Annotated in this window: 11 protein-coding genes and 1 pseudogene; 9 read left to right on the forward strand and 3 right to left on the reverse strand. The window is 38.0% G+C overall.

Annotated features, from left to right (window positions below; genetic code table 11):
- Positions 1-24: 24 nt before the first annotated feature.
- The 6 genes and pseudogenes from HMPREF2802_RS09275 (at position 25) to HMPREF2802_RS09300 (ending at position 4,641) form a co-directional block, all read left to right on the forward strand.
- Positions 25-648, forward strand: a complete 624-nt coding sequence (locus HMPREF2802_RS09275) for a tandem-type lipoprotein (protein ID WP_070503907.1) — start codon at positions 25-27, stop codon at positions 646-648.
- Positions 649-972: 324 nt separating this feature from the next.
- Positions 973-1,729 (forward strand): annotated as a pseudogene (locus HMPREF2802_RS12435) (tandem-type lipoprotein).
- Positions 1,730-1,802: 73 nt separating this feature from the next.
- Positions 1,803-2,426: a Csa1 family protein gene (locus HMPREF2802_RS09285; protein WP_070503910.1), complete on the forward strand. Its 624-nt coding sequence runs from the start codon at positions 1,803-1,805 to the stop codon at positions 2,424-2,426.
- Positions 2,427-2,553: 127 nt separating this feature from the next.
- Positions 2,554-2,835, forward strand: a complete 282-nt coding sequence (locus HMPREF2802_RS09290) for a hypothetical protein (RefSeq protein WP_070503911.1) — start codon at positions 2,554-2,556, stop codon at positions 2,833-2,835.
- A 345-nt stretch (positions 2,836-3,180) separates the two neighbouring features.
- Entirely contained in the window at positions 3,181-4,212 is a 1,032-nt protein-coding gene (locus tag HMPREF2802_RS09295) for an NAD(P)/FAD-dependent oxidoreductase (RefSeq protein ID WP_070503914.1), read from the forward strand.
- 27 nt (positions 4,213-4,239) lie between these two features.
- On the forward strand, positions 4,240-4,641 hold the full coding sequence (locus tag HMPREF2802_RS09300; protein ID WP_070503917.1) for a GNAT family N-acetyltransferase: 402 nt from the start codon (positions 4,240-4,242) through the stop codon (positions 4,639-4,641).
- A 356-nt stretch (positions 4,642-4,997) separates the two neighbouring features.
- On the opposite strand, the gene HMPREF2802_RS09305 is transcribed toward HMPREF2802_RS09300, so the two are convergent.
- Together HMPREF2802_RS09305 and HMPREF2802_RS09310 are read right to left on the reverse strand one after the other, a co-directional pair.
- Positions 4,998-6,362 carry a glucose transporter GlcP gene (locus HMPREF2802_RS09305; protein WP_002472623.1) on the reverse strand — a complete coding sequence of 455 codons (1,365 nt, stop codon included), beginning with the start codon at positions 6,360-6,362 and terminating at the stop codon, positions 4,998-5,000.
- A gap of 442 nt (positions 6,363-6,804) precedes the next feature.
- Positions 6,805-7,794 carry an acrylyl-CoA reductase family protein gene (locus HMPREF2802_RS09310; protein ID WP_002472619.1) on the reverse strand — a complete coding sequence of 330 codons (990 nt, stop codon included), beginning with the start codon at positions 7,792-7,794 and terminating at the stop codon, positions 6,805-6,807.
- A gap of 251 nt (positions 7,795-8,045) precedes the next feature.
- Here HMPREF2802_RS09310 and efeO point away from each other — a divergent pair, with 251 nt between their 5' ends.
- The 3 genes from efeO to HMPREF2802_RS09325 are packed head-to-tail and all read left to right on the forward strand — an operon-like array spanning position 8,046 to position 11,813.
- Positions 8,046-8,894: an iron uptake system protein EfeO gene (efeO, locus tag HMPREF2802_RS09315; protein ID WP_070503920.1), complete on the forward strand. Its 849-nt coding sequence runs from the start codon at positions 8,046-8,048 to the stop codon at positions 8,892-8,894.
- A complete protein-coding gene (efeB, locus tag HMPREF2802_RS09320) occupies positions 8,894-10,117 on the forward strand; it encodes an iron uptake transporter deferrochelatase/peroxidase subunit (protein WP_070503923.1) in 1,224 nt (407 codons plus the stop codon). The genes efeO and efeB overlap by 1 nt, the downstream gene beginning before the upstream one ends.
- Positions 10,098-11,813 carry an FTR1 family iron permease gene (locus HMPREF2802_RS09325; RefSeq protein WP_070503926.1) on the forward strand — a complete coding sequence of 572 codons (1,716 nt, stop codon included), beginning with the start codon at positions 10,098-10,100 and terminating at the stop codon, positions 11,811-11,813. Before efeB ends, HMPREF2802_RS09325 begins: the two co-directional genes overlap by 20 nt.
- A gap of 47 nt (positions 11,814-11,860) precedes the next feature.
- On the opposite strand, the gene HMPREF2802_RS09330 is transcribed toward HMPREF2802_RS09325, so the two are convergent.
- Positions 11,861-12,454 (reverse strand): twin-arginine translocase subunit TatC, encoded by a 594-nt coding sequence (locus HMPREF2802_RS09330; protein ID WP_070503929.1) that lies wholly within the window; start codon positions 12,452-12,454, stop codon positions 11,861-11,863.
- Positions 12,455-12,532 lie beyond the last annotated feature (78 nt).

The raw sequence follows: 12,532 nt of genomic DNA on the forward strand, positions 1-12,532 counted from the left end.
AGATGATTAAAAGGAGTAAAGTAGATGAAAAAATTCTTAAATTTAACCATTATTCTTATTAGTTTATCGTTACTTGTTCTTACAAATGGATGTGATAAATCTACATCTTATGAACATGATATTCAAATAAAAACGAACATACATGACTCATTAAAAATTTATCCAATAAAGAATTTAGAGGATTTGTATGATATTGAAGGTGCTAAGAGTGAAGATTTTAAAAAGGGAGATAAAGGAAAGTGGGTGATTCATTCATCTTTTGCTAGAAATAAAGGAAAGGCTTATGTAGATGAAGGTATGTTCTCACATATAGATAGGAATACTAGAGAAGCCTCTGGGTATTATCATATACGTAAATATTTTAATGATGGAAATGCTGATAGAAAAAAGTATAAAGTTAAAATGATAAATGGGAAAGTTATACCTGATAAAAATATAAGAGATAAAAACATAAGAAATAAAATTAAAAATTTTCGCTTTTTTGGTCAATATATAAATTTGAATAAAGAATTGAAAGACAAGAAAGCAAAATATTATTCCAATTCTAATGTACCTGATTTTCAAGCAATATATAAATTAAACGAAGATGATAAAATTATGAACAAATTAAAAAAAGATATCCTATTCCTTACAACTCTGCAGAAATGATTATACAAGGTGATGGTAGAAGTGAAGATAAAGTTATAGGAGACAAGAGAATTAAAATAAAATTTAAACAAACTGAATTTAATTATTATGATACATTGACATTTCAGCCTGCTGATGAAAGTGAATAATATATATAATTGATTATTGTAAATCACGAATTAAATAAATACGATATGCCAAGTTTTTAATAAAATCATAGTTATAATTCTTGTTGTTAAATAACGTTTAGTTCTTTCTTACTTTTAGAGTATTTTAACGTTAGTTGGTTGGTCTATTTTTTAAACATACATATAAGTTAAATAAATAAGCGGGTGGCGAGTGAAAGTGAGAAAACTGCTAAAAATAGTTCTTATATTTGGATGCATATTTTCTCTTATCTGTATCAGTGGCTGTAATAAATTGACTTCTTTCGGTCATGATAAACAGATAAAAGAAAATATCGATAATTCATTAAAAGTATACCCCACTAAAGATTTAGAAGACTTCTATGATATTGAAGGTGATAGAAATAATGATTTTGATAAGAATGATAAAGGGATGTGGATATTCCATTCAGCTATGAAAAAGAAAAAGAAAGGGATATTAAAAAGTGAAGGTGCTATTTTATACTTAGATCGAAACAAACGACAAGCAGAAGGCTATTATTATATCGAAGATATTAAAGGTCATGGCGAAACTGACGAGAAACACTATCCTATAAAATTAAAAAAATAAATTAATCTCAATTAAAGAAGATACAAATGATAATGTTAATAAAAAAATAAACAAGTTTAATTTCTTCATTCAATATGCAAATATAAATAAAAATATAAAGAACAAAAAAGGGGATTATTTTTATAACAGCAATTTACCAGAATTCCAAGCAGCATATAAATTGACAAATAAAGATGATATTGTAAGGAGTTTAAAGCAAAAATACAACGTATCATATAACAAAGCTGAAATGAATATTTCAGGTAGTGGCGAACCTAAAGAAAATAAAATTGGTAATAGAGAAATTGAAATAACATTTAAGAAAAATAAGAGTTACTTCAGAGATGCAGTGACCTACAAACCAACTAAGAAAAGCGAGGATAATTAATAGCGTAGTATTTTAAGTGTCGGTAATGATATATCAATAAGATGAATTAAAAAATTTATGAGGAGAGAAAGCAATGAATAAAAAATTGAAATTAACGATTGTCTTTATTAGCTTATTTCTACTGCTATGCACAAGTGGTTGTAATAAATCAACATCATACGGACACGATAAACAAATAAAAAAGAATATATATGATTCGTTAGGCATCTATCCCCAAAAAAATTTGGAAGATTTCTATGATATTCAAGGAACAAAAAATAGAGACTTTGAAAAAGGAGATAAAGGAAAATGGATATTAAACTCTTCCATAAAGAAAAAAAAGAATAATATATTGAAAAGTGAGGGTGCAGTTCTCTATATAGATAGAAATAAGAGAAAAGCTACAGGTTATTACTATATAAAAAAATTCAGTGATAGTGGAAAAAATGACATAAATAAATATCCAGTGAAATTAAGAAAAAATAATCTAGTACCCACAAAAAAAGATATTAATGAAAATATTTGTAATAAAATCAAAAAATTTAAATTTATGGTGCAATATTCCGATATAAAGAGTGATATACATAATAAAAAAGGAAAGTATTATTATAACTATAATTCACCTAAATTCATAGGTTCGTATAAGGTAACTAATAATGATGATATAATCAAAAAAATAAAAAAATATATAATGCACCTTATAATAAAGCGACTATAAATATAACCGGTAGAAATAAACCTAGTTTTTCAACTAAAGGAGATAAAGAAATCGAAATAATATTTAAGAAAAACGAATATTTTTTCAGAGATTCAGTAGATTTTCAACCTACAAAGGAGAGTTATTAATGGCCAAAAGTAGCGAATTCATTAAAGGAAAGAATTTAAAGCCAGATTCAGAAACTACAAGTAGTGTAGCTTCACTAAGCTATGAAATAGAAGACTTTTGGAATTCTGAGGGTAAAGTATCAAGCGTAAGTGATAGAATTGACTATCTAAAAGAACAAGATAAATTTCCTAGTAATCTCGAATATAAAGATTCTTTTGAAGATAAGGAACACGGTGTTGGAGCTGTGGTCTTTAAAGATAAAAATACGGGAAAATCTATTATTGGTATCCTCCGGTACTAATTTAAATGCTAAAACAGATGGGCAAAAGACAGTGTCAAAGATGAGTATGAGGATGGTAATATAGTATCTAAAAGTGAATTGTCAAATGGAGATTATTATGAGAAAGTGAATAAATTTATAAAAAAAGCTACAAATACTTTCCAATCCAATTCGATAAAAAGCATTTTGATCCTCTCCTCATTTACTCCTTGCTTCCTCTCATCCCCTTCCTCCACACCACGCCGATTCATTGATAAGATTTTTCTTCCCCTCCACACACAACACCAATTTATTGATAACCTTTCTCATTTCTAGCATAATATAACTGAATCTAAGAATAGGTCTATGTTATTGGGAGGCTATGTTATGAAAGATGTAACGATTATTGGTGGAGGCCCTGCTGGTTTATTTGCGAGCTTTTATGCAGGTCTACGTGGTATGGATGTGCGCATTGTGGATGTTCAAAGTGAGTTAGGGGGCAAGATGCAAATTTATCCTGAGAAGATTATCTGGGATATTGGCGGCGTAGCTCCGAAACCGTGCTATGAGATTATTCAAGATACAGTGAAGCAAGGGTTGTATTTCAACCCAGAAGTGCAGCTTAACCAGCGTGTGGTGGATATTCAGAAATTGGATGAACGTCATTTCGAAGTGATCACTGAAGATGGTACGCATTATTCGTCTAAAGCGGTAATTGTCGCAATCGGAAATGGTATTATTAACCCGAAGCCGCTCGAAATTAAAGATGCTGAGCGTTATCATCTGACTAATTTGCACTACGTGGTGCAATCGTTACGCAAGTTCAAGGATAAAGATATCCTCATCTCAGGTGCAGGAAATTCCGCACTTGATTGGGCGAATGATTTAAGTGGCTACGCGAAGTCTGTCACTTTGATTTATCGTAAGTCTGAGATTAAGGGTTACGAAGCGGTACGTGATAAATTGGACGATTTAAACGTGCGTAAAGTGCCGAATACGCATATTACAGAATTGATAGGCGATCAATCGCAAACGCGTATCGATCAAGTCGTGTTAGAGAATTTAGAGACTGGTGAGAAACGTACGGAACATTTCGATGAAGTGATTATCAATCACGGCTTTGATAGGGAGAATAGCTTGTTGCAATCATCTCAAGCACAGTTAGACATGTATGACGAATATCGTGTGAAAGGCTTTGGCAATACGTCTACGAGTGTGCCAGGGATCTATGCGTGTGGTGATATCGTTGCCCACGATGCGAAAGTACATCTTATCGCGAGTGCTTTTAGTGATGCAGGCAATGCGGCTAATTTAGCGAAACAATATATCGAGCCTGATGCGAATAGAGAAGGTTACGTCTCTAGTCATAACGATGTGTTTAAAGAATCTAACCAAGTGATTATGCAGAAGTATCTATAATTTAATCCAAATTGAGGAGGGAGTGCGATGATTCATCTTAAACATGAACCACCAGAGCCTCAAGCGTATTGTGATTTGCGTAAAGTGGCGGGTATGAGTACGAAATCACTGGCTGCTGCACGTAAAGGGTTGCCTAACGCGCTGTTTACCGTAGCGCTTTATAGTGAGCAGCAACTCATTGGTCTAGGTCGTGTGATAGGCGACGGTTGTACGGCCTTGCAGGTTGTAGATATCGTTGTTAACCCTACGTATCAGGGACGAGGATATGGCAAGCTGATTATGCGTGAGGTGATGCACTATATTGATACTATCGCTGAAGCGGGCACGTATGTAAGTCTGATGGCCGACTATCCTGCTGATGAGCTCTATCGTCAGTTTGGTTTTGATTATACTGAACCTCATTCAGCCGGTATGTTTAAAAGGTATTAGTGTGTGGATAAAATGGCAGGAGAAATTTGAGTGAAGTGTTTATGTAAAAACGTTCCCCTTACTTTCAGTGAAATGTTCAACTATGTAGGTAACAATCACATGTTAGAGTATGAATCGCTCAATTAAATAAATTAAATATAGTCCATGCGACTCATCCTATCATTCACAACACCACGCTTAACAGAATAAGTGAGTCCAGCGCTTAAAATATCAACGGTTTAAAGAATAATTAGGCGCCACAAAATTTATATAATATTCGAACGTACTTCCAGCATTCGAACCTACAACTTCCCACACAAAACAAGGCATTTGAGAACGCCGCGATCGACGTCTCAAATGCCTTTTCGTATCTTATATTATTTATCTTCTTCCATTTTAACATTTGTGGCAGAAGTTCTTGAACGTAAGTCGGCTTCGATTTCTTCTAAGCTACGACCACGCGTTTCTGGTAGGTATTTTACAACAAAGATAATCGCTAAAATACCAATGACCGCAAAGATTAAGAAGACTTCTTGTACGGGTAGTACGTCCGTTAATTTAGGAAAGAATTGTGCAACGAGCAAACTACCGATTGATAGAATTAACGCTGCGACACCTGTAGCTGCACCACGGGCGCGCATAGGGAAGAGCTCTGGTAGCATAACCCATAGTACAGGTCCCCAAGTGAAGCCAAAGAATAAGATAAAGATTGTTAAGCAAAGGATAATAATCCATGCTGCTGAGTGTAGTCCCATCGTCCAGATCAGTACTGCCATAACTACGAGAGACGCGACCATACCGATGTTTCCTGTAACGAGGAGTTTCTTACGGTCAATCTTATCAATGATAAATATCGCAACGATTGTGATGAGTACGTTTACAGTACCGATACCCACTGTACCTAGGATAGATGCAGATTCGTCTAGACCCGCTTTACTAATGATACGTGGGGCATAGTAAATAATCGCATTGATACCGATGATTTGTTGGAATAACGCAAAGATACAGCCGATGATGATAGTCGGACGCAACCAAGGTGAGCTTAACACCTTCATCGTACTTTCAGAGACACGACTGATTTCACGCATGTCCGCGATTTCTTTGTCAATTTCGTGTTCTGGGAATGTTAAGCGCATCACGTCACGAGCTGCTTGTTCACTGCGGTGTTCGAGTAACCAACGTGGACTTTCAGGCATAAATGCCACTCCGATGAGTAGAATGAGTGATGGTACGACCGCTAAACCTAACATCCATCTCCAACCTTCAATTGGTGTGAAAGCGTAGTTAACGAGGTAAGATGCTAAGATACCAATCGTGATCATCAATTGGTTTAACGAACTGAGTGAACCACGATGTTCTGTTGGCGCCATTTCGGAAAGATAAACTGGAACAATAGCAGTAGAACCACCTACCGCAAGACCGATGATAAAGCGCCCAATAATTAATACTGAGACAGTAGGGGCTAAGGCAAGGATTAACGCACCTACGATATAAATAATCGCAATGATTGAAACAACACGGCGACGACCTAATCTATCAGAAACTGGGCCACTGACACCAGAACCGAAGATCGCCCCGATTAACATAGCTGAAACGATAAACCCTTCCGTCCAGCTTGAGTATGGAATATCATTTTTGATGAAAAGTAAGGCACCAGAGATGACACCCATATCATAACCGTAAAGCAAACCTCCTAGGGCACCTAGGAAGAAGATGAGCTTTTTATTTATTTTAACTCCCATATTATGTACCTCCTGTCAATTTAGACAAGTAAAGTATACGCTTTCATAAAAAAACTGTAAATAATTATATGTGTTTTAGAGGCAATTTGTCGGTAATTTATCATAATTTGGGCAAACGTTTTAGTAGTCCTAACTTGCTTATCGAGAAACCGCCGCATAAATTTAAAATTCTGTGTTCTCGAATTCGAAATACTATTATATGTATCGTTCGATTCGTTAAGCTTACTCTCTAACTCCCAACGCACTCTATCTCCGGTCACAAAAAAACTGCAACCCCGGCCTTCACACAGCCAAGATTGCAGAGAGTCACATTAATCTCGTTTGAACGTCAATTAGAATTGTAGTGAGTCACACCAATTCCCACCAATTCCAACTCAACGCCAGCCTAAACAACATCTATCGTGACTGAGCGACGAACGGGATTAATGTGAAATTATCTATATTAGTCATCAAATTTGATAATGATTCGACCGGAGTTGTCATGTTGCAGTACTTTATCTACGTAGTCTTCAAGGTCATCAAATGAAATCGTCGTCTTAATATCGTGTAATTGGTCAGGTTTCAAATCTTTTGCGAGTCGACGCCAAATCTTCGTACGCATCTTCATTGATGCAGTGACAGAATCGATACCGATAATATTCGCGCCTCTTAAGATGAATGGGAAGACACTACTTTCGAAGTAATTGCCACCTGTCATTCCAATCAAAGCGAGACTACCATTGTGGTGGAGTTGCTTGAGTACTTGAGCCAGACTTGAACCACCGACTGGATCCACTGCCGCTTGCCATTGACGCTTCGCTAGTGGTTTCTTGTCATAGTCTTCGATACGTGGGATGACTTCTTTGGCACCTAATGATTTTAGGTTGTCTTCTACGTCATCTTTACCTGTACTTGCGATGACATCATAGCCAATGGCGTCTAACATCATCATCGCTAACGTGCCCACGCCGCCTGTTGCGCCACGAACGAGCACGCTTTCACGTTCGACAGAGAGACCGTTGTGTTCTAATTCCTCAATTGCTAAACCAGCTGTAAAGCCAGCAGTTCCATAAATCATCGCTTCTTCGAGTGTGAGATCCTTCGGTTTCTTCACAATCCAATCCTCGTCAACTCGTGCATATTCACTGAAACCGCCATAGTGACTCACGCCGAGATCGTATCCTGTCACAATGACCTCGTCGCCAGCTTCAAACGCAGGAGTGTCGGAATGTTCGACGACACCAGCCAAATCGATACCTGGCACCATAGGATAACTTTGTACAATCTTATTGTCTTTAGTCGTTGCTAGGGCATCTTTGTAGTTGATACCTGAATATTTCACTTTGATCAAGACATCGCCGTCAGGTAGGTCGTCTGTAGTGAAGTCTTGAAAGCCTTTAGAGAATTCGCCATCTTGTTGATTCACGACATAAGCTTTAAATGTTTCGGACATTTCTGGCACCCCTTTACCTATAGTAATGTATAACGCCAATGTACCACTTCGACTCAATGGACTCAATTAGTTTGCGTATTGTTTTAGGGACGAGTTTTGACCATTTTACAGTTAAAATAAGTCAATTTTACGAAAAGTATAAATACGATATTGACGGGGATGAGAAAGCATTTTATAATTAATTGAAAATGATTATCAAATGATAAAATGTTAGCAATTAGCAACTAAAATTTATGTTATGAGGTGGCAACATGAAAAAACTTTCAGCAGTATTACTCTCTTCAGCGTTACTACTTGGTGCGTGTGGGTCGAATGATAGTCACAAAGACAACAAAGATAGCTCGAAAGAGAGTGATGTAAAGTCTGAGTTGAAACAGGCAACGAAAGATTACAAGTCATACACGAGTAAAGAATTAGACAAATTCTTGAAAGGGACAGAAGATTTCGTTAAAGCTGTGAAAGCAGATGATATGGACAAAGCGAAGGAACTGTATCCGAAAGTGCGTATGTACTATGAACGATCTGAACCTGTTGCTGAAGGGTTTGGCGATTTAGATCCTAAGATTGATGCGCGTTTAGCGGATATGGAAGAAGAGAAGAAAGCGGACGAATGGACAGGTTACCATAAGATTGAACGTGATCTCTACGAACGCAAAGCAATTACAGACACAACGAAGAAAGATGCCGATCAATTATTGAAAGATGCGAAAGAACTTCACGCGAAAGCAGATACGTTAGACATTACGCCGAAGTTAATGCTTCAAGGTTCTGTCGATCTCTTGAACGAGGTTTCGACTTCTAAAGTATCAGGTGAAGAAGAAATTTATTCTCACACAGACTTGTACGACTTCAAAGCCAATATTGAAGGTGCGCAAAAGATTTATGAACTGTTTAAACCTGCATTAAAGAAGAAAGATAAAAAGTTAAGCGACAAATTAGAGAAGAAATTTGCGAAAGTGAATGGTTTACTCGATAAATTCAAGACTGACGATGGCTACAAGTCTTATGAAGAAGTTTCGAAAGCGCAACGCAAAGAATTCGCGGATGCGGTTAACGAACTTGGTGAACCATTGAGTCAAATGGCTAAGGTTAATCAATAATGACACATAATAACGACACAAGACCGACATACTCACGTCGGTCTTTTCTCAAAATGTTAGGTATTGGCAGTGCAGGTGTGGCGATTGGCGCAAGTGGTGTAGGCGGGGTATGGTCGTTTAAGTCGGCGTTTGATACGCCTGAAGATGACCCTCACCAATCCTATCAGTTTCATGGCAAAATTCAGCCAGGTATCACGACACCACATCAGAAGAATTTAAATTTGGCTGTACTTGATTTAAAGACGAAAGATTTGAGTGCAGTAAAGAAGATGTTTAAGCAGTGGACGACGTATTCTGAAGCGATGATGCAGGGGGATGTGGTCGGTAAGAATTCCGACAATACCTTGTTGCCTCCGATTGATACAGGAGAAGCGGTCGGTATTGATGCGAGTCGCTTAACTTTGACCTTTGGCGTGAGTAGTAGTTTTATGTCGAAGTTAAAGCTGGACCACAAGAAACCGAAGAATTGGAAAGACTTACCCCATTTTTCTCGTGATCAGTTACAGAAGGCCTATACAGGCGGAGATATTATGATTCAAGCTTGTGCAGATGACCCGCAAGTTGCTTTCCATGCGATTCACAACTTGATTCGACCATTTTTAGATACGGTAAAAGTACGGTGGTCTGAAACGGGTTTCGTGTCCGGAAAGCCGAAAGAGACGCCACGTAATATTATGGCTTTTAAAGATGGGACAGAGAATCCGCGTTCGACGAAAGACTATAAAGATTACGTGTTTATTGATGAAGGTTGGGCGAAACATGCGACGTATTGTGTGTTGCGTAAGATTCAAATTCATATCGAAACGTGGGATCGTACGGCACTTGAGGAGCAGGAAGCTACCTTTGGTCGACATCGTCACTCAGGCGCCCCACTTGGCAAGAAAGATGAATTCGATGAACTTGATTTAGATGCGAAAGACAGTACAGGAAAACCTACGATTCCAGCTGATGCACATGCGCGTTTAGCGAAAGAGGCGCGCACGCATATTCTGCGTCGTGCATACAACTACATGCGTGGTACGAGTGATGATACTGGGAACTATGATACAGGCTTACTGTTTATTAGCTTTCAGAAAGATCCTCAACAATTTATTGACATTCAGAACAAACTTGGCAATGTAGATAAGTTAAATGAATACATTACACATCGTGGTTCAGGGCTATTCTTGATGTTACCAGGCGTGCGTAAGGGAGGTTATCTTGGTGAGACGTTGTTTAATTAAAGTACTCCTAATCTCACTACTCGTTATGTCCTTTTGCGTAGGACAAGCGCGAATGGCTGAGGAGACTTCCTTTAGTGACGTTTATGCGGCGATTACAGATGCGAAACAACATTTGGATGAAAGTCACACATCGAAGAAGACGAAGCAAGAGGATTTGAAGCATGTTAAAAAGCAAATCGATGCTTTAAAAGTGAATGATTCTAAAAAGGGCCAAGAAGTGCAGAAAGCGTTAGACGGTGTTGACGTCACAGCTTCATCTAAAAAGACGACAACGCAATACAGTGATTTGACGAAAGCGTTAATTGACTACGAACAACAAGTAAATAAAAAAGATGATAGCGGCGAAATTAAACAGCTCAAAGATGCCATTAAAGGAAAAGATAAGGATTTTACTACTGCAATCAAGAATAAAGATCAAGAGAAATTGAAATCGCTGAACAGTGAAGTGAATTCTGTGTGGAAGAATCATGAATCTGTCATTCGTAATAAAGATGTTGGTAAGTATGGCGAGATTGAAGTCGGCCTCATGCAGATGCGAGTAGCGATTGAGAAAGAACCACTAGATACTTCAAAGGTTGAGCGTGCTTGGAATACGTTCCAATCATCTATCAATAGCGCAGACCAAACGACTTCCTCGAAAGATAAAGGGAAATATCAACCGAGTCAGTTAAATGAACAACTTGATGAAGCGATACGTGCAATCGATAATGATCAACTCGACAAAGCAGATGCGGCCCTTACGCAGTTTGTGAAGATTTGGCCTTATGTTGAAGGTGAGATTCAAACTAAAAATATAGGTTTGTATACGCAAATCGAGAATCAAATTCCATATTATCAAGGTATTCTGAGTGAGAAGACGAAAGATGATGTGAAGCAAGGGCTTATCGAGTTGAATAAAGGCATCGCAGATACGATTCAAGTTCAACATTATACGTCCCTTGATGTCATGCTAATCTTTTTACGTGAAGGTTTGGAAGTCTTACTCATCATTATGACACTTACAACGATGACGCGAGAGATGAAAGATCGTCGCGGTACAACAAGTATCATCAGTGGTGCGATTTTAGGTGGCTTATTGAGTTTAGGTATTGCACTTCTGTTCATCCACCTCTTAGGCGAGACAGGTGTGTTGAGAGAAAGTATGGAAGCGGGACTGGGTATTATTGCTGTAATCCTGATGTTTATCGTCGGTTTGTGGATGCATCGCCGATCGAGTGCGGCACGTTGGAATGCGATGGTTGAACAGATTTATCAGAATGCGATGCAACGCAATAATCTCATCTTGCTCGGTGTGATTGGCTTGATTACTGTGCTGCGTGAAGGTGTCGAAGTGATTGTGTTCTACCTCGGTATGATTGGAAACATTACCGCGTGGCAATTCGTGTCAGGTATTGCGTATGCGATCGTCATACTCGTGATTTTCGGCCTGCTGTATCGCTATATCGTGAAATTGATTCCGTTACACTATATTTTTAAAGTCCTCACGATTATTTTGTTTATAATGACTTTTAAAATGCTAGGAATGAGTGTACAGAAATTACAATTACTCCACATGATTCCGAGACACGACTTACCAGGGGTGCCAACGCTCAGCTGGATTGGCTGGTACCCGACGATCGAGTCAATAGGAGCCCAAGTTGTCTTGCTCCTCGCTATTGGTATCTATCTCATGTTAGCTAATAAGAAAGAACAGTAAAAAAATATAACCAGTTATAGAAAGGAAAGTTCCTCATCTATAACTGGTTATTTGTGTGAAGTGCGCGTACGATGCGTCCAACGTACAATTAACATACTCAGTTCAAATAAAACGACGATAGGCAAGGTCAAAATGATGTTAAGCGTGAGATCTGGTGGCGCAATAATACTTGCTAAGACGAAGCTGATAAAGTAAATATATTTCCGATAATGGCGATATTCAGTGATATCAAAGATTTGAAAGTAAGCGAGCCCGTGTAAGATGATAGGTATTTGGAACAGCACGCCAAATGTCAGTAACCATCTGATGAGTTCGGCTAAATATTGTCGCATACCTATCACGGGTTGAATGTGCATCATGACAGCTAAACGGTAGGACCACTGAATAATGTAGGGAAAGACGAGAAAGTAACTCAGTAAGATACCACATACGAATAGAATGAGTGACCCTAAACTATAGCGCCAGACGAAGTTGCGTTCGTGTTGTCGAAGTCCGGGCACGATAAAGCGCCATATTTGATAGAACACAAAGGGTGAACTGATACATAAGCTCACAAAGAAGATGACTTTGATGTAGAGTTGAATCAATTCAGTATAGCTAAAGGTATGCAGGAAGACTTTACCCGGTGTAATGATGCGGATAAAGGATGGTAACCATCAATGTGAGGTGAAGTAACTTCCTACAAACACGATGCTAATGAAGATGAGTATAGCGAGACA

Origin of the sequence: Staphylococcus sp. HMSC071G07 (assembly GCF_001811435.1) — a bacterium.
GTDB classification, from domain to species: Bacteria; Bacillota; Bacilli; order Staphylococcales; family Staphylococcaceae; genus Staphylococcus; species Staphylococcus pettenkoferi.